Origin of the sequence: Actinospineispora acaciae DSM 45401 (assembly GCF_000620785.1) — a bacterium.
In the GTDB taxonomy this organism is placed as follows: Bacteria; Actinomycetota; Actinomycetes; order Mycobacteriales; family Pseudonocardiaceae; genus Pseudonocardia; species Pseudonocardia acaciae.
In genome coordinates this window covers 244,742-266,967 of the sequence record NZ_JIAI01000003.1, presented here as the reverse complement: position 1 = coordinate 266,967, position 22,226 = coordinate 244,742, and the positions used below count along the sequence as shown (strand labels likewise).

Genomic DNA, 22,226 nt, shown 5'->3' with positions numbered 1-22,226 from the left:
GTTGTCGGCGGCACGCCGGGGCGCGCTATGCTGACTCGTGACCAGATTTGAAATCCAGTCAACGGTCAGAGAGTGAGTGGCATGTCGGACGCGGAGCGGGCGCGGCGGATCTTGGACGCGGCGGCCGACCTGGCGCTGCGCTGGGGGTACAAGCGGGTCACCGTCGAGGAGGTGGCCAAGCGCGCCGGGGTCGGCAAGGGCACCGTCTACCTGCACTTCGAGTCGCGGGCCTGGCTGTTCATGTGCGTGCTGATGCGCGAGTCGCTGGGGCTGCTGGACGAGCTGGCCGAGGCGATCCGGCGGGACCCGGCGTCGGTGCTGCCGGCCGAGCAGGCCCGGCTGACCTACCTCGCGGTGCAGCGCCGGCCGCTGTTGCGGGCGATGTTCTCCCGGGACACCGAGCTGCTGGGCGACCTGGCCGACGAGGGCGCCGTCGAGCCGATGCGCGGGCTGAAGGCGGACCTGGCGAACGAGATGTTCGAGCTGCTCCGCGACCGCGGCCTGATGCGCACCGACCTGGACGTCGACACCCAGCGCTACCTGCTCAACGCGGTGCAGACCGGCTTCTACCTCTACCGGCCCCTCTCGCACGCGCCCGAAGCCGACCCGGAGGTGTCCGGCGCCGCGCTGGCCTACGCCGTCCGGGCCGCGGTGGCACCGCCCGGCGAGCCCGACCCGGCCGCGCTCGCCGAGGTCGCGCCCTCGGTGCTGGCGCGGTGCGAGCGGTTCCGGGACGAGCTGGCCAAGGCCATCGAGTCGCGGCCGGCCAGGTCGGCGACGACCTCGGCCTGATCTACTCCAGGAGGAACGGACGTGAACGGCTACACCCGGCGGCTGGACGAGATCGGCGCCGACGACATACCGCTCGCCGGTGGCAAGGCGGCCAACCTCGGCGAGCTGCGCAGGGCCGGTTTCCCGGTCCCGCACGGGTTCGTGATCACCACGGATGCGTACCGCCGGTTCGTCGCCGCCGCCGGGATCGGGGACCGGATCCTCGAGCTGGCCGGCTCGGACGGCCCGGCCGATTCGGCGGAGCTCGACCGGGCGTCCGAGCGGATCCGGGCGCTGTTCGCCGCGCACGAGATGCCGGCGGAGATCGCGGCGGCGGCCGGCGCGGCGTACCGGCTGCTGCGCGGCACCGGCGGCGGCGAGCCGGCGGTCGCGGTGCGGTCCTCGGCCACCGCGGAGGACCTGGCCGATGCCAGCTTCGCCGGCCAGCAGGACACCTACCTCAACATCCGGGGCGCCGACGAGCTGCGCACCGCCGTCCGGGACTGCTGGGCCTCGCTGTGGACCGCGAGGGCGATGGCCTACCGCGCCCGCCAGCGCATCGACCCGGGCCAGGTCAGCCTGGCCGTGGTGGTGCAGACGATGGTGCCCGCCGACGCCGCCGGGGTGATGTTCACCGCCAACCCGGCCAACGGCCGCCGGGACCAGACGGTGGTCAGCGCCGCCTGGGGCCTGGGGGAGTCGGTGGTCAGCGGGCAGGTGAGCACCGACGACGTGGTGGTGGACACCGCGAGCGGGCGGGTGCTGTCCCGGCACACCGCCGACAAGCGGGTCATGACCGGCTACGCCGAGCACGGCACGGCCGAGGAACAGGTGCCCGACGCGCGCCGCCGCGAACAGGTGCTCGACGACCGGGCGGTGACCGAGCTGGCCGGCATCGGCGCCCGGATCGCCGAGCACTACGGCGCGCCGCAGGACATCGAGTGGGCCTACGCGGGCGGCGAGTTCCGGATCGTGCAGTCCCGGCCGATCACCGCGCTGCCCGAGCCGACTGGTGACGTCCCCACCGAGTGGCCGCTGCCGTACCCGAGGAGCTGGTACTTCCGGGCCAGCATCGTCGAGCAGCTGCCCGACCCGCTGTCCCCGCTGTTCGCCGACATGATCGACGGCTCGGTGGCCCGGTCGCTGGGGGCGCTGATGCGGTCGGTGTTCGGCGCCGGCGTGATGCGGCCCGGGGACCTCGGGCTGCCCACGGTGAACGGCTACGCGTACTACCACTACCGGAAGGCCGCGTTCCGGCGGATGGTCTACCGGATGCCGATCGCGCTGGCCAAGCTGGTCACCGGCGCCGGCGACATGGGCTACCGGGGCTGGCGGGACCGGGCTCATCCCCGCTACGCCCGGCTGGTGGCGCGGTGGGCGGCCAGGCCGGTGTCCGAGATGTCCGAGGCGGAGCTGCTGGCCGGGGTGCACGAGCTGCTCGACGCCGGCACCGTCTACTACACGGCGGTGCAGTCGGTCATCCCGTCCGCCGGGATCAGCGAGGCGCTGTTCGCCCGCTACTACGACCGGCTGGTCCACCGCGACGGCGACCCTACGGCCGTGACGTTCCTGCTCGGCTACGACAGCCTGCCCATCCGCGCGGAGAAGTCCCTGTACGCCCTGGCGGAATGGACCCGCGAGCACCCGGAGCTGGCCGCCGCGATCGAGTCGACGGCCAACGCGGCCATGCTCGCCCGAGGTGACGCGCCGGCCGGGGTGGCGCCGGCGCTGTGGACGGCGTGGTGGGAGCGGTTCGACGAGCACCTCGCGCGGTTCGGGCACGTGGTCTACAACCTGGACTTCGTCGCCCCGGTGCCGGCCGACGACCCGGCGCCGGTGCTGGACACGCTGCGGTTCTACCTGCGCGGCCAGGGCGCCGACCCGAGCCTGCGCCAGTCCCGCGCGGCCGCCGCGCGGGAGGAGGGGGCCGGCGCGGCGCGCGGCAGGCTGGGGCCGCTGCGCCGCGCCGGGTTCACCCGCCTGCTGCGCTGGGCCCAGCGCACCGGCCCGGCCAGGGAGGACGCGCTGGCCGACATCGGACTGGCCTGGCCGCCGATGCGACGGATGCTGCTGGAGCTGGGCGGTCGCCTGGTCAAGGCCGGCGTGCTCGCCGAGCCCTCGGACGTCTTCTGGCTGCGCCACGACGAGCTGCGCGCCCAGCTCGAACCGTCCGGCGCCGCCCCGGCCGGCCTCACGCGCGCGATCGAGCAGCGCAAGATGACCTGGCGCGGGCAGCGGCTGGCCAGCCCGCCGCAGATGCTGCCCGTGGTGGGCATGCCGCGCTGGATGACCAGGATGATGCCGTCCGGCGACCAGGGACAGACCGGCAACGTCATCACCGGCGTGGCCGCCAGCGCGGGCCGGGTCACCGCGCCGGCCCGGGTGCTGGCCGGCCCGGAGGAGTTCGGCCAGATGCGCGCCGGCGACGTCCTGGTGGCCCGGATGACCACCCCGGCCTGGACGTCACTGTTCGCGATGGCCTCGGCGGTGGTCACGGACGTGGGCGGCCCGCTGAGCCACAGCTCGATCGTGGCCAGGGAGTACGGCATCCCGGCCGTGCTCGGCACCGGCGTGGCCACCCAACGCCTCACCAGCGGCCAACAGATCCAGGTCGACGGCGACGCGGGCACCGTCACCCCGATGGAGGACGCCGACGAGCCCCTCCGGAGTCCGTGAGGGGTGGAATGCTGGTCCGGTGACCAACTCGCGGGATACCCGGCCACCGTTCGCCGCGGTTCGGAAGGTGCTCAACCGGCATGACCCGGAGGGCCTGCTCGCGATGGGGGCTCCCGCTGATGAGTACGAGCCCGAGGCCGAAGACTTCGCCGGGCTCCTGCGTGAAGGTCAGTCGATCACTCGTGCGGTAGTGATCGACGTGTGGGGACGGTGGTTCGGTGACACCTACTTCGTGCGCGCCGGCACGGACAAGATCGATACTCTTGCGGCGGATCTTGACGCCCTTCGGTGAACGGGCGACAGCTACCGAGGGTCGCAAGCGATACGGGCGCGCAGCCACTGGCTGAGTACGACGTCGTGCGGCAGCCGCCGCAGCTCCCTCGGGTCTATCACGACTCCTTGGTTCCGCAGGGTCTCGGCGAGGTGTGTCCAGTGGCCTGCGTCCATGTCGTCCCGTGAAAACCCCTCGGACGGCTCGTCCGGGCCGACCACCACGCGTGCCGTGCGCTCGATGTCCGCGACCGACTTCTCGGCCCAGCTGTCCGGCCGCGAGCCATGGGCGTAACTCTCGCCCCAGCCGCGGTCATGCAGCAGCGGCACCCGGCGACCGTCGGCGAGTTCGGCCTCATGCCGTAGCGACACCGACAGCTGCCCAGGACCAGCATGCTGATCATCGACATCGGCGAACGTCACCAGCCGGGTCACCGCGACCATGTCCGCATCGTCCCTCAACGCGCTCCGCGCGGGGCGAGGACGGCGGGGTCGACGTCCAGGTGCAGGACGGCCGCGGTGCCGGACGCGAACGCGCGGTCCAGGGCGGCGGGGAGGTCGCCGGTGGTCCAGACCCGTTCGCCGTGGGCGCCGAACGAGCGGGCGAAGGCGCCGAAGTCCGGGTTGACCAGCGCGGTGCCGCTGACCCGGCCGGGGTGGTGGCGTTCCTGGTGCTCGCGGATGGTGCCGTACTGGGAGTTGTCCGCGACCAGGATGACCGGGCTCGCGCCGTAGGCCACGGCGGTGGCCAGCTCCTGGCCGTTCATCAGGAAGCAGCCGTCGCCGGCCACGGAGACCACCTGCCGGCCGGGGTGGACCAGGCAGGCGGCCACGGCGGCCGGCACGCCGAAGCCCATCGCCCCGTTGCGCGGCGCGAGCAGCGTGCCGGGCCCGTGGTGCGGCAGGAACCGCTGCGCCCACAGCGCGTGGTTGCCCGCGCCGTAGGTGACCACCGCGTCCGGCTCCAGCCGGTCGGAGAGCGCGGCCATCGCGGCGTCCAGGTCGACGCCCTGTCCGGTGCCCGAGCCGGATGCCGGGGTGGCGAACCTCACCGCGGCCGCGCGCAGCCGTTTCGCCCAGTCCGGGTCGGGCTCGCCACCGCCCCCGTCCTCGGCGACGGCGGCGGCGAACGCGGCAGGGGAGGCCAGCAGGTGCAGGTCCACGCGGCGCTGGTGGGTGGACAGCTCCGGGGCGGGGTCCACGACCACGGTGACCGCGTCCGGAGCGCCGCCCCGGTAGCCGCCGGAGAGCACGTCGCCGTAGCCGCAGCCGACGAACAGCAGCAGGTCGGCGGCGTCCAGGGCGTCGGCGAGCACCTGGTCGCGGCCGTAGCCCAGCCACCCCACGTACGCGGGGCTGTCGTGGTCCACGATGTCCTGGCAGCGCCAGTCGGTGGCCACCGGCAGGCCGCGCCGGGCCGCCCAGCCCGCCACCGCCGCCGCGTCCGCGCCGTCCGCCGTCCACCGGGACCCGCCGACGATCACCAGCGGCCGCCGCGCGGCGTCCAACAGCGCGCCGAGCCGATCGCGCTGCGCCGCCGAGACCGCCCCGTCGGCGACCGCCCGCGCCGGCACCGGGCTCGCGGTGGCCGGCCCGACCAGCACATCCTCGGGCAACCCGACCACCACCGGCCCCGGCCGCCCCGAGGAGGCCACCGCGAACGCCTCGGCGACCTGCGCGGCCGCCCGTTCCGGGCGTTCCACGGTGAGCACCTTCTTGGCGGTCGAGCCGAACCACCCGGCGGGGGAGAACTCCTGGAACGACTCGCGGTCGCGGTCGTCGGCCGGCACCAGCCCGACCAGCAGCACCAGCGGCACCGCGTCCTGCCACGCGGTGTGCACCGCGATCGCGGCGTTGGCCGCGCCCGGCCCCCGGGTCACCATGGCCACCCCGGGCCCGCCGGTCAGCCGCGCCTCGGCGAGCGCCATGAACCCGGCGCCGCCCTCCTGCCGGCACACCACCGTGTGGATCGGGCTGTCGTGCAGGGCGTCGAGCACTTCGAGGTAGCTCTCGCCGGGCACGCCGTAGGCCCGCCGCACCCCGAGCGCCTCCAACTGGGCGACGATCGCCGCGCCGGCCGTCCTCCTTGAGCTCACTGCGCGACCACCCGGTCCCGCGACAGCGACAGCCTCGGCGCCAGCGCGCCGGACACGGCCGTGATCAGCGCGATCGCGACGAGCAGCAACGCGGGACCCCAGGACTTGCCGCCCCCGGCCGCGAGCAGCCCGGTGGCCGCCAGCGGGACGAACCCGCTGACCACGCCGGCGATGTTGGACGACAGCGCCAGGCCGCTGTAGCGCAGCCGGGCCGGGAACAGGTCGGCCAGCAGCGGGCCGATCACCGCGTACGGGATGGACAGGCAGGCCACGCCGAGCGCCACCCCGATCACCACCGCCGCCGCGCTCTTGGTGTCGATCATCCAAAACATCGGGAACGCGACCAGCGCCGAGATCACCCCGCCGACGATCGTGATCCTGGCCGCCCCGAACCGCTCCGCCAGCCGGCCGCCCACCACCAGCACGCCGATCTCCAGCGCCCCCGCCGCCAGGGTGGCGTTGAGCATCAGCGAGCTCGACATGCCCAGCGTCTTGGTGCCGTAGGCGAGCACGAACGTGGTGGCCAGGTAGAACCCGCCGATGCCCAGGAACGCCGCGCCGGCGCCGACGACGAGCTGCGGGAACGCCTTGGTGAGCACGTCGCGCACGGGGGCGCTGGCCACCTCGTCCTCCTCCAGCAGCCGCTCGAACAGCGGCGACTCCTCGACCCGGCGGCGCAGCCACAGCGCGATGTAGAGCAGCGGGAACGCCGCCAGGAACGGCAGCCGCCAGCCCCACGAGTCGATGGCGTCCTGCGGCATCAGCTGGACCGCGAGCAGCGCGCCGGAGGACAGCAGGGTGCCGATGGGCGAGCCGATCTGCGGCATCGCGGCGTAGCGGCCGCGCCGCTCGATCGGCGCGTGCTCCACGGCCAGGGTGACCGCGCCGCCCCACTCGCCGCCGACCGCCACGCCCTGCAGCAGGCGCAGCAGCGTGAGCAGGATCGGCGCGGCCACGCCGATGTCGAAGTACGTGGGCAGCAGCCCGATCACGCCGGTGACCACGCCGATCATCGTCACCGTGATGATCAGGCAGCGACGCCGGCCGATGCGGTCGCCCAGGTGGCCGAAGATGACGGCGCCCAGCGGCCGGGCCGCGAACCCGACGGCGAACGAGGCGAACGCCCCGGCCAGCGCCACCACCGCGTTCTGGCTGGTGAAGAACAGCTTGCTGAACACCAGCGACGCCGCGCTGCCGTACAGGAAGAAGTCGTACCACTCCAGCGCGGTGCCGACGAACGCGCCGAACGCGACCTTGCGCGCATCCGCGTCCGTGACCGTCACCGTCTTTGGTGCGCTCATGGGATCCTCCATGGTCAGGACCCGTGAGTGGTTAGCGTTGTCATAGCAACGCCAACCACTCACGGGTGGTGTGCACGGCGTTTCCGCCGACGTAGGTGGCGAGCACGCCGATGGAGCCGATGCGGTCGGCGTCGACGGCGGTGGGGTCGTCGGAGAGCAGCACGAAGTCGGCGAGCTTGCCGGGGGTGAGGCTGCCGCGTTCGTGCTCCTCGCCGGCGGTCCAGGCGGCGTCGAGGGTGTAGGCGCGCAGCGCTGTCGTCGCGTCGACCCGCTCGTCCGCGCCGATCACCGCTCCGGTCGCGGTCAGGCGCTGGACCATGGACTGCATGCCCAGCAGCGGGGAGCCGGCCGCGACCGGACGGTCCGAGCTGCCGGGCACCCGCATGCCGGCGCGCAGGAAGCTGGCGTGGCGGTAGAGCGAGCCGGCGCGGTCGGGGCCGACGGCCTCGGCCATGGTGTCGCCGATCTCGTAGAGGAACCTGGCCTGGGGCACGGGGGTCACGCCGAGCGCGGCCATTCGGGTGACCTGCTCCGGGCTGGTCACCGCGGCGTGCTCGATGCGCGGGCGGGCGTCCGGGCGGGGATGGGTGGCGAAGGCCTCGGTGAAGACGTCGAGCAGGGTGTCGACGGCCCGGTCGCCGATGGCGTGCGCGGCGATCCGCCAGCCGGTGGCGTGCGCGTCCAGGATGTTGCGGCGCAGCAGCTCCGGGTCGTCCTGGAGGTAGCCGTGGCTGTGCCGGTCGCAGAACGGCTCGCGCATCGCGGCGGTGCGGGCGACCAGTGAGCCGTCCATGAACACCTTGACCGGGCCGACGCGGACCCACTCGTCGCCGAAGCCGGTGCACACGCCCAGGTCGAGGCCTCGCCGGTGCGGGTCGTCGCGGTGGCCGGCCACCGGGTGCAGGGCGTCCATCACCGGCATGAGCTGGACCCGGACGGTCAGCTCGCCGTTCGCGCGGGCGCGCTGATAGGCGGCCAGCTCCAGCGACGAGCGGCCCACCCAGCCGCCGCCGATGCCGCAGTCGGTGACGTGGGTGAGGCCCTCGGCGGAGTAGACCCGCGACGCCGCGCCGACCGCGCTGGCCAGGTCGTCGACGGGGTACGGCACGAGCAGGGCGTTGACCAGGGTCTGGGCCTGTTCCTCCAGGGTGCCGGTGGGGTCGCCGTCCTCGTCGCGGACGACCACGCCGCCCTCGGGGACGGTTGCGGTGCCGGCGAGGACCCCGATGCGGTCGAGCACGGGGGTGTTGACGGTGGTCACGTGGCCGGAGCGGTGCTTGAGCACGACGGGGCGGCCGCCGGCGGCGCGGTCCAGGGCGGTGCGGTGCGGGTGGCCGCCGATCGCCGTGTGGTCGTAGCCGGCGCCGATCACGAACGCGTCGGCGGGCAGCGTGGCGGCGCGTTCGGCGATGCGGTCGTAGAGGGTGTCCAGGGCGTGCAGGCCGGTCAGGTCGACCTCGCCGAGGCCCTGGCCGAACCACGCCATGTGGTTGTGCGCGTCGCCGAAACCCGGAACCAGAACGGCCCCGCCCGCGTCTATTTCAATGTCGGCGCGCAGATCCTCCGGATCCAACGCGAACACCCGGCCGTGATGCACGGCGAGCGAACTGGCCCTCGGCCGCGCGTCATCCACGGTCAGAATGGAGGCGTTACGAATCAGCAGGTCAACGCGCATGTGGTCACCCCAGATGGTGTAGGCGGGTGAGCGGGAGGACTGTCGAATGGTGCAGCGGGATGTCCCGGCCGTCCACTCGAACCGGCACCGGCTCGCCCGGCACCTCGACAGTCGGCGTGGCCGTGTTGCGCAGCATGTCCGCGCAGCCCAGCCCACGGCTGCCGGCGATGGCTGTGTAGTTGCGCCCGCGCGGCAGCTCGTCCACGGCCGCGTGCCCGGACACGAACACGTGTGACAGCCGCGCCGGCGCCGCGCCCATCCCGCCGTAGAACGGGAGCATCCGGCGCGGCTGGGTGAGCCGGGTCGAGCCCGAGCCCGAACCGGCCGCACCCCACGCCACGAACCCGGACTTGATCACGAGCTCGGGCTGCGCGCCGAACCACGCCGGCTGCCAGAGCACGATGTCGGCCAGCCGGCCGGGCCGGATCGAGCCCACCTGGGCGGCCAGGCCGTGCGCGACGGCCGGGTTGTGCGTGAGCTTGGCCAGGTAGCGCAGCACCCGCTCGTTGTTGGGCACGTCCGGGCCGGTCTCGCCGGTCAGGGTGGCCTGCGCGTGCGCGAGCTGCCAGGTGCGGCGCGCGGTCTCGCCGATCCGGCCCATGCCCAGCGAGTCGGAGTTGACGATGCTGATCGCGCCCTGGTCGTGCAGCCAGTTCTCCGCCGAGATGGCGTGCTCGCGGATCCGGCTGGCCGCGATGCTCGCGTCGCTGGGCAGGTGCGCGTGCCCACGGTGCACGGTCAGCGTCATCGGCACGAGCTCGGACACGGTGGAGGGGGTGAGGGGGAGGGTGGGGGTGGTGGAGGAGGTCAGCACGTTCGGCCGGGACACGATGGACAGCAGGTCGGGGTGACCGCCGCCGCCCTCCACGTGGTAGGCGTGCACGGTCCGCCCGCCCACGGCGTCCAGGGTGTCGGCCAGGTAGCCGGACTCGTTGAGCGTGTCGGTGTGCAGCGCCACCGGCAGGTCGGCCTGCTCGGCCACGGCCAGGCAGGTGTCGATCACGGGCGGGGTCGCTCCCCAGTCCTCGTGGATCTTGTAACCGCCGCAGCCGGCCGCCACCGCCTGCTCCAGCAGGTCCGTCGACGTCGACGAGCCCCTGGCCAGGAAGGCGGCGTTCAGCGGAACCTCGGCCCAGGACTCGATCAGGGCGTGCAGGTTGTACCGGGGGTTGGCGCCGACGTCCCACACCCCGCCGATGCCCATGCCGACGATCGTGGTCACCCCGGCGGCCAGCGCGGCGGGCACCAGCTCGGCGTTGGACAGGTGCACGTGCGAGTCCACGATGCCCGGGGTGGCGATCAGGCCCTCGCCGGTGATCATCGCGGTGTGCGCGTCGACCACGAGCTCGACGCCGTCCTGCACGTCCGGGTTGCCGGCCCGGCCCACGCCCACCACCCGGCCGTCCTTGATGCCGATGTTGGTCTTGCGCACGCCCAGCACCGGGTCCAGCAGCAGCACCCCGAGCACGATCATGTCCAGCTTGCTGGCCCGGTCCGCGCGGGCGGTGACCAGCGCGCCGTGACGGGCGGTCTTGCCGCAGCCGCCGAGCAGCTCCTCGCCCGGCTCGGTGTCGTCCGCCTCGACCTGGACCCACAGGTCGGTGTCGGCCAGCCGCACCCGGTCGCCGGTGCTCGGCCCGTACAGCCGCGCGTACGCCGACCGCTCCACCGCGCTCATGGGGTGTCGCCTCCGATCAGGACCACGGGCGTCTCACGGTGGGCGTCGGGGTCTACGCGCAGGGCGGTGCCGGCGGGGATGTCCAGGCGGTAGCGGCCGGGCGCGGCGGCGGTTTCGGGGGGCAGCTCGATCTGGAGCGCGGGGTTCAGGTTGGCCAGGGGTACGTGCGAGGAGACCCAGATCGGGGCGTGGCCGGTGTTGCGCAGGACGGCTGTGGTTCGGGGGCGGCCGGGGGCGAGCTCGACCTCGCCGGCGGCCGGCCTGATCGCTCCCGGCGCGTCGGTGTCCGGCGGGCCGAACGGGGCGTCCACGTGCACGAGCACCGAGCCGTGCGGGAACAGCGCCTCGACCTGCAGCGACGGCACCGCGGCCGGCACGCCGTCGACCAGCTGGTCGGGGGTGAGTATGGCGCGGGCGCGCGTCACGACATCGGCGTAGGGGACGTCGTCCCAGGCCAGCTCGCAGATCTCGTCGCAGACCAGCGCCACGGCCTCCGGAGCGCCCAGGCGAGCGCCCCTGGCCAGCCGGCGCCTGGCCAGCTCGGCGCCGCTGTGCAGCAACAGCCGTTCTTGCTCGCGCGGTGTCAGGTGCATGGCCGCGCCGCCCGCGATGCTCGTGGCATCGGCACCGAGAGAAGCGTTTGCGGAACGAGCATCGGCACAGCATCCGCACCGAACGCGAGCCGTGAAAGGCGGATACGCCACGAGATCCGGCCGCTAGATTGTGCATATGCACAGTTCCGCCCACGGACCGGACGGCGACCAGGCGCGCTGGGCGGCGCTGGTCGGGCGGTTGCGCGCGGACGCGGACGGGCTGGTCACCGAGTTCATCGACCGGGTGCGGGCCATCCCGCCGTACCGGCGCGGCGTGGTGCCCACCGAGCGGCTGGTCACCGACGCCCACCTGACCATGCAGTACCTGCTGCGCCGGATCGCCGGCCTGGAGGTGCCGGACTGGCTGCTCGGCACGGGCGAGTCCATCGGCAGGGACCGCGCCCGGCTCGGGGTGCCGCTCAACGACCTGCTCACGGCGGTACGGCTGGACTTCACCGTGCTCTGGGCGGCGCTGCGGGAGCTGTCGGAGCCGGATGACGACGGACTACTGGTGGCGCACGTGCAGGACGTGTGGAACGCGGTCGAGCGGTACACCGCGCGGATCCAGCTCAGCTACCAGACCGAGGCCGCGCTGCTGGCCCGCGAACGGCTCGGCGAGCGGACCATGCTGCTCGCGGCGCTGCTCAGCGACGACGACCCGGCGCCGGACGACGTGGCGAGGGTGGCGGTGGCGCTGGACGTGGACCCCACCGCCGACCTGCTGGTGGCCGCCGCGACCGCCGAGGCCGGCAACCTGCTGCGCCGGGCGGCGGACCGGCTGGCGGCGGGCGGGCGGATGGTGCACGTGCAGTCCGCCGGGCGGCACAACCTGCTGCTGGCGCGCTGGGACGGCGGGACCGGCGCCCCGGTGCGCGCCGCGCTGGCCGGGGTGCCGTGCGGGGTCGGGCCGCTCGCGCACGGGCTGGCCGCCGTGCCCCGCGGTGCCCGGCTGGCCGGCGAGATCGTCGACGTGCTCCCCGACCTGGACGGCCCCACCGAGCTGTCGGAGGCCTTCCTGCCACTGGCCGCGGCCCGGCTCGCCGACACCGCAGGCGACCTGGTGGAGTCCGTGCTCGGCGGCCTGGCGCGGGCGCCGCAACGGGAGCGGGAGCGCCTGCTGGAGACGGTCCGGGCGTACGCGGAGTCCGGCGCGGTGGCCGACGTGGCGGCCCGGCTCTACTGCCACCGCAACACGGTGCGCGGCCGGCTGCGCCGGTTCACCGAGCTCACCGGGCACGACGTGACCGTTCCCGCCCAAGCAGCCGCCGTGCTCCTAGCCCTGGTCAGGCACCGGTAGCGGTCACGGCGCGCCGATGACCGTCTCCTGCTCCTCGACCGAGTCCCCGCCGAACCCCGAGGCGACCGCCACGCCGCAGGCGAACGCGATGGCCAGCGCCGCCGCCCCGGCGACCGCCGGCCACCACCGGGACGCCAGCCGCCGGCGGGGCGCGGTTGCGCCGTCCGTGAGAACCGCGCCCGCCGCCGCCCGGTCCGCGATCGCCGCGCGCACCACCGTCCACCGGCGCGCCTCGTCCCCGTCCAGGCCGCAGGCCCTGGCGAAGGTCACGACCAGCTCCTCGCGCGGCAGCGAGTTCCTGCCGAGCATGGTGGCGACCGTCGAGTAGGGCAGCGCGTCACCGGCGGCGGACGCGGCGCGTTCGAGCTGCCGGAAGCTGCGGCCCGACCACGCCTTGAGCCGGCGCAGGGCGGCGACGAACGAGGCCTCGTCGGTGGCCGCCTCCGGCGACGGCGGCGCGGTGGTCGTCATGTCACTCCCGAGATGAGCGCGCTGAGCTGGCCGTACGGCGTTCCGCACACACCCGAACACCCGAACACCTTGATCAGCGGCGACCGCGCCGGTCACCGTGTGCCCGCTTCGACGCCGCACCGATGGAGGTCACATTGTCCCGGATCCGCGCCGGCCTGCCGCTGCTGGTCGCGCTGGCGGTCGCCGCCTGCTACCCAGCGCTTCCCGTGCCCCGCGCCGCGCCCGCCCCCGAGTCCGTCGGCGCCTTCGTGGCCCGCACCCTGCCGAAGGGCCCCGGCGGCACGGTCATCGCGGCGCACGGCGACCGGATCGTCCACTGCGAGGGCTTCGGCATGGCCGACCGCGAGGCGCGGATCGCCGCGAGCTGCGACACGGTCTACGACATCGGGTCGGTCAGCAAGCAGTTCACCGCCGCCGCGATCGTGAAGCTGGAGTCGATGGGCAGGCTGCGGGTGAGCGACCCGATCGGCACACACCTCGGGCCGGTCCCGGCGGACAAGCGCGGGATCACCCTGCACCACCTGCTGACGCACACGGCGGGCCTGGTCGAGGGGCTCGGCGACGACTACGACGTGCTCTCCCGCGACGCGATGCTGGCCGGGGCGCTGGCCTCGGCGCCGCTGTCCGCCCCCGGTGCTGAGTTCCACTACTCCAACGTCGGTTACAGCATGCTGGCCGCGATCGTGGAGAAGGCCTCCGGGATGGGATACGAGCGGTTCCTGGCGAAGCACCTGTTCGCCCCGGCCGGCATGACCAGGACCGGATACGTGCTTCCCCGCTGGGAGCCCCGCCAGGTCGCCGTGGAGTACGACGCCGGGGGCAAGCCCCACGGCCGCCCGTACGAACGCCCGTGGGCACCCGACGGCCCGTACTGGAACCTGCGCGGCAACGGCGGCATCCTGTCCACCGCCCGCGACATGTTCCGCTGGCACCGCGCCCTGGCCGGCGACGCGGTCCTGCCGGCGAGCGCCAGGGAGAGGCTCGTCACCCCGTACACGCCGACCACCGAGCCGGGCGAGTCGTACGGCTACGGCTGGAACATCGTGGACACCCCCGCCGGCCGGGTCGCCGGGCACGACGGCGGCAACGGGTGGTCGGTGGCGAACTTCGCCCGGACTCCGCGCGACGGCGGCGTCATGGCGTTCTGGGCCGGCAACCAGACCCGACAGGAGCCGGGCTGGAACAACCTCGAGGATCTGGAACCCGGCTTCACGCGGGGCCTCCTGGACCGCGCGCGGCGCTCGTGACGCGGACCCGTGAGTGGCGCTCACGGCTCGAGCAGGCGGTCCAGCAGTTGGTCCATGGCGGCCTTGATCTCGGCGGGGGCCATGTCGCGCTCGCGGCGGTGGTGGATGTAGCGCCCGCCGGAGAGCAGCGCCAGCAGCGTGTCGGCCAGGTAGCCGGGGTCGACGTCCAGCTCGGCGGCGCGGATCAGCATGACCAGGTGGGTGTGGTGGGTGCGGTACGGCGCGCTGCGGTAGCGGCTGGTCGGCGAGGCGAGCTCGCTGACGGTGTGCAGGTCGGCCTCCACCTCGAGCCGGTCCAGGTAGGCGTGCATGAACGCGCGCAGCCGCACCAACGGCGGCGCCTCCGGGCCCATCGGCGGCGGCCCGAAGATGTACGCCCACTGGAAGCGCTTCTCCTCGTTGTCGAGCAGCGCGAGGGCGAGCCCGCCTCGGTCCCCGAACCGGCGGTAGATGGTGCCGACGCCGACGCCCGCCCGCTCCGCGAGCTCGGACATCGACAGCCCGGCGAGCCCGCCACAACACTCGCCGACCATGGCCCGCGCCGCCGCGAGCAGCGCGCGCCGGCTGCGCGCGGCGTCCGCCCGCTCGGCCGGTGGCTGCCCGAGCACCGGCAGGTCCGCCCGGTCCGAGCGCCCCCGGTCGTCGGCGCCCGTGCGCCTGGTCGCCATCACTGCCTCCACGTTCCTGAGAGAATCTAGCCCCGGTTGCATCCGGAAGCGATTCCGCTTAGTCTACAAGAAGCGGAAGAAATTCCGGTTAGTCCGAACCCATGAACCTCCGAAGGATGCAGAGATGACCACCAGCACACAGCCCCTGGTCGGCACGTTCGTCGCCGACCCCATCCACTCGCTGTTCCAGTTCTCCGTCAAGCACATGGGCGTGTCCATGTTCAACGCCTCGTTCGACGACATCGACGCCCGCGTTGATGCCGACGAGCAGGGCGTACGCCTGCAGGGCGCGGTCCGCGTGGAGTCCCTGTCGATCAAGAACCCGGACTTCCGGGGGCACGTGCTCGGCGGCGCGGACTTCTTCGACTCGTCCAACTACCCGGAGCTGACGTTCCGGTCCACCGACGTGGTGCTGCGCGAGGACGGCAGCGCCCGGGTCGACGGCGAGCTGACCATCAAGGGGATCACCAAGCCGTTCACCGCGACCGGCACCTACCAGCCGCCGGTCGAGGACCTGGGCGGCAACCTGCGCACCGGCGTGGAGCTCGAGGCGACGGTGGACCGCCGCGACTGGAACTTCACCTTCGACGCCAAGCTGCCCAAGGGCGGCGACGCGCTCGCCAACGAGGTCAAGCTCACGGTGCGTGCCGAGCTGGTCAAGGAGGCGTAACCACCATGCGGTTGCTCGGTCTGAGCGGCAGCCTGCGGGTCGGCTCGCACAACCGCAAGCTGCTGGAGGTGGCCGCCTCGACGCTCCCGGACGGGGTGGTCATGGACGTCTACTCCGGGCTGGGCGACATCCCGCCCTACCTGGAGGACGGTGACGCGCCCGAGCCGGTGCTCGCGCTGCGGGAGGCGATCGGCGCGGCCGATGCGGTGCTGATCGCCACCCCGGAGTACAACGGCTCGATCCCGGGGGTGCTCAAGAACGCGCTGGACTGGGCGTCGCGGCCGTTCCCGAACAACGCGCTGCGCGCCAAGCCGGTCGCCGTCATCGGCGCGTCCACCGGCGTGTTCGGCGCCGTGTGGGCGCAGGCCGAGCTGCGCAAGGTGCTCGGCCTGATCGGCGCCGACGTCATCGACACCGAGCTGCCGGTCGCCCTGGCCGACGACGCCTTCACCGAGGACGGCTCGCTGGCCGACCCCGGCCTGACCGAGGCGCTCGCCGATCTGGTCGGACAGCTCGTGAGGGCGGCCGGCGAGGTGGTCGGCACGCCGAGGTAGCCCAACTAGGTATCGCGCGCGCAGTGAGGGTGGCAACATCCTCACTGCGCCGACGCCTTGGGGGGCCGAGATGACGGATCCGAACGCACCCTCGGGGTCGACGCCCGAACCGCAACCCGGCTACCCGCCGTACGGGCAGCCACAGCCTTACGGACAGCAGCCTTACGGACAGGCGCCGTGGACGGGCCAGGGCGGTCCGGTCGGCGGTTGGGGGCAGCCGCCGGCCCCCAAGCCGGGAGTGATCCCGCTGCGGCGGCTGGGCGTCGGCGAGATCCTGGACGGCGCCATCTCCTACATCCGGGCGAACCCGAAGATCACCCTCGGGCTTTCCGCCGTGGTGATCACGCTCTCGCAGCTGATCCAGGTGGCCGCGCGGTTCACCGAGTTCGCCGGGCTGGTGACGCTGTTCAGCGGTCCGGTCCGTGAGTCCGACATCGAGCGGATGTCGAACACGGGTGCCGGCGGGTACGTGGGCGGGCTGTTCGGCACGGTCGTCGGGTTCGCGGCCCAGTCGCTGCTCACCGGCCTGCTCATGGCGGTGATCTCTCGCGCGGTGCTCGGCCGGCGGCCACGGTTCGGTGAGGTGTGGGCGATCGCCCGGCCGAGGCTGCTCGGTGTGTTCGGGGTCATCCTGCTGCTGGTCCTCACGCTGGTGCTGGTCGGCGGCGTCGCGGCCGGAGCGGTGGTGGCGACGGTGGCCGGCGGCCTCCCGGGCGGCGCCATCGCGGCGGTGGCGTTGACGATCGTGCCGGCCGCCCTGGTCCTGCTCGCGTACCTGTACGTGTCGTGGTCGCTTGCGGTTCCGGCCTACGTCCTGGAGGACATCTCGGTGCTCGGGGCACTGCGCCGGTCGTTCCACCTGGTTCGCGGGCAGTGGTGGCGGGTGTGCGGCATCCTGCTGCTCGCCGGGGTCATCGTCGTGGCGTTGAGCTTCATCCTCGTCATTCCGTTCGCCATGGTCGGCGGTCTCCTTGTCGGCATGGGCGGCTCGAACGCCGGGGCCGGGGCGATGGTGTTCCTGCTGGTCGGAACCGTGCTCGGCGGGATCATCGCCGGCACCATCACCACGCCGTTCCAGGCCGGGATCAGCGGGTTGATCTACTACGACCAGCGGATCCGCCGTGAGGGCCTGGACATCGAGCTGGCCAGGCTTGCCGAGGCTGAGTGATCACGATCGCGGACGTCCCGATCGACATCGGGCGTGACGAGGCACGGCGGGCGGCCGTGGTGGAGCTGTCCCGCCCGGAGTACGCGACGCCGGACATGTCGCTGCCCGCCCGGGTGCTGCGCTGGGTGTTCGAACTGCTGGGCGAGCTGCTGGAGCGCGCGTCCGCGATGTCTCCCGCCGGGTACTGGGGGCTGCTCGCGCTGGCCGCGGTCGTGGTGCTGGCGGTGATCGCGGTGCGGCTGCGGCTGGGCCGCATCGGCCGGGTGGCCACCCGGGGGTCGGCGCCGCTGGGAGCCGGGCCCGCCTCCGCCGCCGAGCACCGCCGGGCCGCCGACGCGCACGCCGAGCGCGGGGAGTGGGCGCTGGCGATCCGGGAGCGGCTGCGCGCGGTGGTGCGCGAGCTGGAGGAGCGCGACCTGCTCGACGCGCACGCCGGGCGGACGGCCGCCGAGGTCGCCGTCGAGGCCGGCCGGGTGCTCCCGACCTGCGCCGAGCCGCTGCGCGCCGCCGCGCACCTCTTCGACGACGTCTGGTACGGCGGCGTGCCCGCCCAGGCGTGGATGGACGCCCGGATGCGTGACGTGGACGAGGCCGTCCGCCGGGCCAGGCCGGTCGAGCACGCCGGTGCACCGGCATGACCGCCCTCGATCCGCGCGCCGCCGCGATGTGGCGGGCGTCCAGGGCGCCGCTGCTGGTCGGGGCGTTCGTGATCGTGATCGCCCTGGTGATCGCCACCCTCTCCGCCCGGCCGCCGGTGGGCCTGTTGAACCCGGAGGCGGTGGACGGGTCCGGCGGCAGGGCGCTGGCGCGGCTGCTGACCGAACGCGGTGTCACGGTGACCCTCACCCGGGACGCGGGCGCGGTCGGCGCGGCCGGCCCGGCGGCCACCGTGCTGGTGCCGTTCCCCCAGCTGCTCAGCGCCAACCAACTCGCGGCGCTGCGGCGCTCCGGCGCCGACCTGGTGCTGGTCGCGCCGAACCAGGAGGCGCTCGCGGCGCTCGCCCCCGGCGTCGAGCTCACCACGCTGCGCGCGCCGACCCGCACCAGAGAGCCGCGCTGCGAGCTGCCCGCCGCGCGCGCCGCCGGCACCGTCGAGCTGGGCGGTCACCTGTACCGGGCGGCGGGTGGGCTGGGCTGCTATCCCGACGAACCCGTCGCCGGTACCGGCCCCGGCGGCGGGGACGCGCTGGTGCGGGTGAGCGTCGGGGCACGGGCGGTCACCATGATCGGCGAGCCCGGGCCGCTCACCAACGGCTCGCTCGCCTCGGAGGGCAACGCCGCGCTCGCGCTGCGGCTGCTCGGGGCGAAGCCGACGCTGCTGTGGTACATGCCCGGCCTGGAGGCGCCCGCCGCCGGCGAGGAGCGCGACCTGGAGGACCTGGTGCCGCCGGGCTGGCGGTGGGCCGTCGCGCAGCTGTGGGTGGCCGCCGCGGTGGCGGTGCTGTGGCGCTCGCGCCGGCTCGGGCCGGTGGTCCGCGAGCCGTTGCCGGTGGTGGTCAGGGCCATCGAGACGGTACGCGGCCGCGCGCGGCTGTACCGGCGGGCGCAGGCGCGCGGGCACGCCGCCGAGACGCTGCGCGCCGCCGTCCGCATCCGGCTGGCCGGCCTGGTCGGGCTGGGCCGTGGGGACGGCCCGGAGCCGGCGGCGCTGGTACGGGCGGTCGGCGCGCGAACCGGCCGGGCCGGCTCGGACGTCGAGGCACTGTTGTACGGTCCGGCCCCGGAGGACGACGCGGCCCTCGTCGAGTTGGCCGACCGGCTGGACAACTGCGAGCGGGAGGTCCGTCGAACGTGAGTGTCCCTACGGTCAGCGATGCCGAGGCGGCCCGGCGGGCGCTGCACGCGCTGCGCCGCGAGGTGGGCAAGGCGGTGGTCGGGCAGGACGGCGCCGTGACCGGGCTGGTGATCGCGCTGCTGTGCCGGGGCCACGTGCTGATCGAGGGCGTGCCGGGGGTGGCGAAGACGCTGCTGGTACGGGCGCTGGCCAGGAGCCTGGCGCTGGACAGCAAGCGGGTGCAGTTCACCCCGGACCTGATGCCCGGCGACGTCACCGGCTCGCTGGTCTACGACGCGCGCAGCGCCGAGTTCTCGTTCCGCAACGGCCCGGTGTTCACCAACCTGCTGCTCGCCGACGAGATCAACCGCACCCCGCCCAAGACGCAGGCGTCGCTGCTGGAGGCGATGGAGGAGCGGCAGGTCTCGGTGGACGGCGTCGGCCGCCCGCTGCCCGACCCGTTCGTGGTGGCCGCGACCCAGAACCCGGTGGAGTACGAGGGCACCTACCCACTGCCCGAGGCCCAGCTGGACAGGTTCCAGCTCAAGATCACGATGCCGCTGCCGGAGCGGAACGACGAGCTGGCCATCCTGGCCAGGCACGCGGGCGGGTTCGACCCGCGCGATCTGGAGGCGGCCGGCGTCACCCCGGTCGCCGGCGCCGCCGACCTGGCCGCCGGCCGCGCCGCCGTGCAGCGGGTCACCGTCCGCCCGGAGGTGCTCGGCTACCTCGCCGACGTGTGCCGGGCGACCCGCTCGGCCAGCGCCGTGCAGTTGGGCGCCTCGCCAAGGGCGGCCACCGCGCTGCTGGCCGCCTGCCGGGCCGCCGCGTGGCTGTCCGAACGCGAGTACGTGACCCCCGACGACGTGAAGATGCTGGCCCGCCCGGCGCTGCGGCACCGGCTGCGGCTTCGCCCGGAGGCCGAGCTGGACGGGGTCACCGCGGACGGCGTGGTGGACGGGGTACTGACCGCCGTCCCGGTCCCCCGGTAGGCGCCGGCCGTGGCGGTCACCGGGCGCGCTGCGCTGCTGGCGGCGATCGGTGCGCTGGTCGTCGGGTTCGCGCTGCCGGCGTGGTGGGGGCTCGCGGTGGTGGAGGGCGCGCTGCTGGCCGGGGTGCTGGTGGACCTCGCGCTGGCCGGGTCGGTGCGGGGGCTGCGGATGTGGCGCTCCGGCGACACCTCGGTGCGGCTGGGCCGGGACGCCACCGTCCACCTGGTCGTGCACAACCCCGGCCGCCGCCCGGTGCGCGGGACCCTGCGCGACGCCTGGCCGCCCAGCGCCGGCGCGACCCCTGGCCGCCATCCGCTGCGGGTGCCGGCGGGGGAACGGCGCCGGCTGGAGGTGACGCTGCGGCCGACCCGGCGCGGCGACCGCCCCGCCGACCGGGTGACCGTGCGGTCGGTGGGCCCGCTCGGGCTGGCCGCGCGCCAGGGCGGGCACGTCGTGCCGTGGACGGTGCGCGCGCTGCCGCCGTTCACCTCGCGCAAGCACCTGCCGTCGAGGCTGGCCCGGCTGCGCGAGCTGGACGGCCGCGCCCTGGTCCGGGTGCGCGGCGAGGGCACCGAGTTCGACTCGCTGCGGGAGTACGTGCTCGGCGACGACGTGCGGTCGATCGACTGGCGGGCCACCGCGCGCGCCGCCGACGTGATGGTGCGGACCTGGCGCCCGGAGCGGGACCGGCACATCCTGCTCGTGCTCGACACCGGCCGCACCTCGGCCGGCCGGGTCGGGGACGCGCCCCGGCTGGACGCCGCGATGGACGCGAGCCTGCTGCTGGCCGCGCTCGCCTCCCGCGCCGGCGACCGGGTGGACCTGCTGGCCTACGACCGGGCGGTCCGCGCCGGCGTCTCCGGCGTCGGCCCGGCCGAGCTGCTGCCCGCGCTGGTCAACGCGATGGCCCCGGTGGAACCCCGGCTGGTGGAGACGGACGTGCGCGGCATGGTCGCCTCGGTGCTGGCCCGCACCTCGCGCCGCTCGCTGGTGGTGCTGTTCACCGGCCTGGACGCGGCGCCCGTCGAGGAGGGACTGCTGCCCGGCCTGCCGGCGCTGTCGCTGCGGCACCGGGTGATGGTCGCCTCGGTGGCCGACCCGGCGGTCACCGCGATGGCGGCCGGCCGCGGCGACTCGGTGGCGGTGTACGACGCGGCCTCGGCCGAGCGGGCGCGCGCCGAGCGGCTGCGCACCGGCCGGCTGCTGGAGCGCCTGGGCGTCACGGTCGTCGACGCCACCCCGGAGGAGCTGGCGCCTGCCGTCGCGGACAGCTACCTGGCCTTGAAGGCGGCCGGCCGGCTCTGAGGATGCTCAACCCGTGACCGGTGCGCTGTCGCCGCGCGAGGACTCGGCCATGTCGCCGGTCTCGCCGCCCCGCACCGCCCGCCGCCCCAGCACCACCACGTAGGCCAGGAACAGCGCCTCGGCCAGCACGCCGATGCCGACCCTGGCCCAGGTCGGCAGCCCGGACGGGGTCACGAACGCCTCGATCGCCCCGGAGACCAGCAGCACCAACGCCAACCCGAGCGCCATCCCGACGGTGGCCCTGCCCTGCGCGGCCAGCGCCTCCCCGCGCGGTCGCGGCCCCGGGTCGACCACCGTCCAGCCCAGCCGCAGCCCGGCGCCGGCGGCGATGAACACGGCGGTCAGCTCCAACAGCCCGTGCGGCGTGATCAGCCCGAAGAACAGGTCCAATCGGCCGGCGGCGGCCATCAGCCCGGCCGCGACCCCCAGGTTCACGGTGTTCGACCACAGCACCAACACCACCGGTACCCCGAACACCCCGAGCACCAGGCAGGTCGCGGCCACCAGCGCGTTGTTCGTCCACACCAGCGTGCCGAACGACCCCGCCGGCGCCGAGGAGTAGTACGCCTCGAAGTCGTGCTCGACCAGCCGGCGGATCTCGTCCGGCGCCCCGATCGCGGCCCGCACGTCCGGGCTGCCGGCCACCCACGCCGCGACCGCCCAGGCCACCAACAGCGCCACCACCGCGATCGTCACCCACCAGCGACGAGCCCCGTAACAGGCGGCCGGAAAACCCACGACCAGGAACCGCGCCGCGTCCCGCCAGTTCGGCTCGGCCGACCCGGTCACCACCGACCGCGCCTTGGCCACGACGGAGGACAGCCACCCCACCAGCGCCGGGTCCGGGGACGACGAGCGGATCGCCGACAGATGGGTGGCCACCCGCTGGTAGAGCGTGACCAGCTCATCGGCCTCCGCCCCGGACAGCGACCGGCGGTTGACCAACCGTTCGAGCCGCCGCCACTCCGGCTCGTGCGCGGCCCGGTAACTGTCGATTTCCATACCGGTCACCCCCCTGAA

The 22,226-nt window shown here is 74.3% G+C and carries 21 protein-coding genes; 12 read left to right on the top strand and 9 right to left on the bottom strand.

Annotated features, from left to right (window positions below):
- The first annotated feature begins 81 nt into the window (after window positions 1-81).
- From N912_RS52780 to N912_RS0118095, 3 genes are read left to right on the top strand one after another with little or no spacing between them, the layout of a single operon-like run.
- Window positions 82-792, top strand: coding sequence for a TetR/AcrR family transcriptional regulator (locus N912_RS52780; protein ID WP_051580379.1), 711 nt, complete (start codon window positions 82-84; stop codon window positions 790-792).
- A gap of 21 nt (window positions 793-813) precedes the next feature.
- Window positions 814-3,447, top strand: a complete 2,634-nt coding sequence (locus tag N912_RS0118100; RefSeq protein ID WP_028923523.1) for a PEP/pyruvate-binding domain-containing protein — start codon at window positions 814-816, stop codon at window positions 3,445-3,447.
- Between the two features lie 19 nt (window positions 3,448-3,466).
- The gene (locus tag N912_RS0118095; RefSeq protein WP_156993729.1) at window positions 3,467-3,739 is read left to right on the top strand and encodes a hypothetical protein; all 273 of its coding nucleotides are present in this window, start codon (window positions 3,467-3,469) and stop codon (window positions 3,737-3,739) included.
- A gap of 11 nt (window positions 3,740-3,750) precedes the next feature.
- Here the strand turns inward: N912_RS0118095 and N912_RS0118090 are convergent, their stop codons facing one another.
- Genes N912_RS0118090 through ureA form a run of 6 tightly spaced genes read right to left on the bottom strand, consistent with a single transcriptional unit; the run spans window position 3,751 to window position 11,060 of the window.
- On the bottom strand, window positions 3,751-4,161 hold the full coding sequence (locus N912_RS0118090) for a hypothetical protein (RefSeq protein WP_037065544.1): 411 nt from the start codon (window positions 4,159-4,161) through the stop codon (window positions 3,751-3,753).
- A gap of 14 nt (window positions 4,162-4,175) precedes the next feature.
- Window positions 4,176-5,813: a thiamine pyrophosphate-dependent enzyme gene (locus N912_RS0118085; RefSeq protein ID WP_028923520.1), complete on the bottom strand. Its 1,638-nt coding sequence runs from the start codon at window positions 5,811-5,813 to the stop codon at window positions 4,176-4,178.
- On the bottom strand, window positions 5,810-7,114 hold the full coding sequence (locus tag N912_RS0118080) for an MFS transporter (protein WP_028923519.1): 1,305 nt from the start codon (window positions 7,112-7,114) through the stop codon (window positions 5,810-5,812). Before N912_RS0118080 ends, N912_RS0118085 begins: the two co-directional genes overlap by 4 nt.
- Before the next feature lie 40 nt (window positions 7,115-7,154).
- Window positions 7,155-8,789 (bottom strand): amidohydrolase, encoded by a 1,635-nt coding sequence (locus N912_RS0118075; RefSeq protein ID WP_037065298.1) that lies wholly within the window; start codon window positions 8,787-8,789, stop codon window positions 7,155-7,157.
- 4 nt (window positions 8,790-8,793) lie between these two features.
- Window positions 8,794-10,467 carry an urease subunit alpha gene (locus tag N912_RS0118070; RefSeq protein ID WP_028923517.1) on the bottom strand — a complete coding sequence of 558 codons (1,674 nt, stop codon included), beginning with the start codon at window positions 10,465-10,467 and terminating at the stop codon, window positions 8,794-8,796.
- A complete protein-coding gene (gene ureA / locus N912_RS52775) occupies window positions 10,464-11,060 on the bottom strand; it encodes an urease subunit gamma (RefSeq protein ID WP_037065296.1) in 597 nt (198 codons plus the stop codon). The genes N912_RS0118070 and ureA overlap by 4 nt, the downstream gene beginning before the upstream one ends.
- A 136-nt stretch (window positions 11,061-11,196) precedes the next feature.
- Between ureA and N912_RS52770 the strand changes: the two genes are divergently transcribed.
- Complete coding sequence (locus tag N912_RS52770) at window positions 11,197-12,357, top strand: helix-turn-helix domain-containing protein (RefSeq protein ID WP_037065541.1); 1,161 nt, start codon at window positions 11,197-11,199, stop codon at window positions 12,355-12,357.
- Window positions 12,358-12,360: 3 nt separating this feature from the next.
- Here N912_RS52770 and N912_RS52765 read toward each other — a convergent pair whose 3' ends face one another.
- Window positions 12,361-12,828 carry a helix-turn-helix domain-containing protein gene (locus N912_RS52765; protein ID WP_037065294.1) on the bottom strand — a complete coding sequence of 156 codons (468 nt, stop codon included), beginning with the start codon at window positions 12,826-12,828 and terminating at the stop codon, window positions 12,361-12,363.
- Window positions 12,829-12,950: 122 nt separating this feature from the next.
- Between N912_RS52765 and N912_RS0118050 the strand changes: the two genes are divergently transcribed.
- Window positions 12,951-14,075 carry a serine hydrolase domain-containing protein gene (locus tag N912_RS0118050; RefSeq protein ID WP_084210988.1) on the top strand — a complete coding sequence of 375 codons (1,125 nt, stop codon included), beginning with the start codon at window positions 12,951-12,953 and terminating at the stop codon, window positions 14,073-14,075.
- 20 nt (window positions 14,076-14,095) lie between these two features.
- Here the strand turns inward: N912_RS0118050 and N912_RS52760 are convergent, their stop codons facing one another.
- A complete protein-coding gene (locus tag N912_RS52760) occupies window positions 14,096-14,743 on the bottom strand; it encodes a TetR/AcrR family transcriptional regulator (protein WP_051580377.1) in 648 nt (215 codons plus the stop codon).
- 124 nt (window positions 14,744-14,867) lie between these two features.
- Here N912_RS52760 and N912_RS0118040 point away from each other — a divergent pair, with 124 nt between their 5' ends.
- The 7 genes from N912_RS0118040 to N912_RS0118010 all read left to right on the top strand — a co-directional run bounded on the left by N912_RS0118040 (window position 14,868) and on the right by N912_RS0118010 (window position 21,206).
- Window positions 14,868-15,413, top strand: coding sequence for a YceI family protein (locus tag N912_RS0118040; protein ID WP_028923515.1), 546 nt, complete (start codon window positions 14,868-14,870; stop codon window positions 15,411-15,413).
- Window positions 15,414-15,418: 5 nt separating this feature from the next.
- Window positions 15,419-15,967, top strand: coding sequence for an NADPH-dependent FMN reductase (locus tag N912_RS0118035; RefSeq protein WP_028923514.1), 549 nt, complete (start codon window positions 15,419-15,421; stop codon window positions 15,965-15,967).
- Between the two features lie 70 nt (window positions 15,968-16,037).
- Entirely contained in the window at window positions 16,038-17,135 is a 1,098-nt protein-coding gene (locus tag N912_RS52755) for a DUF7847 domain-containing protein (protein WP_156993727.1), read from the top strand.
- A complete protein-coding gene (locus N912_RS0118025) occupies window positions 17,132-17,773 on the top strand; it encodes a DUF4129 domain-containing protein (protein WP_028923513.1) in 642 nt (213 codons plus the stop codon). The genes N912_RS52755 and N912_RS0118025 overlap by 4 nt, the downstream gene beginning before the upstream one ends.
- Complete coding sequence (locus tag N912_RS0118020; protein WP_028923512.1) at window positions 17,770-18,930, top strand: DUF4350 domain-containing protein; 1,161 nt, start codon at window positions 17,770-17,772, stop codon at window positions 18,928-18,930. The genes N912_RS0118025 and N912_RS0118020 overlap by 4 nt, the downstream gene beginning before the upstream one ends.
- Entirely contained in the window at window positions 18,927-19,901 is a 975-nt protein-coding gene (locus N912_RS0118015; RefSeq protein ID WP_028923511.1) for an AAA family ATPase, read from the top strand. Before N912_RS0118020 ends, N912_RS0118015 begins: the two co-directional genes overlap by 4 nt.
- A gap of 9 nt (window positions 19,902-19,910) precedes the next feature.
- Entirely contained in the window at window positions 19,911-21,206 is a 1,296-nt protein-coding gene (locus N912_RS0118010) for a DUF58 domain-containing protein (protein WP_028923510.1), read from the top strand.
- A 6-nt stretch (window positions 21,207-21,212) separates the two neighbouring features.
- Here the strand turns inward: N912_RS0118010 and N912_RS0118005 are convergent, their stop codons facing one another.
- Window positions 21,213-22,208, bottom strand: a complete 996-nt coding sequence (locus N912_RS0118005; protein ID WP_028923509.1) for a stage II sporulation protein M — start codon at window positions 22,206-22,208, stop codon at window positions 21,213-21,215.
- Between the last annotated feature and the right edge of the window lie 18 nt (window positions 22,209-22,226).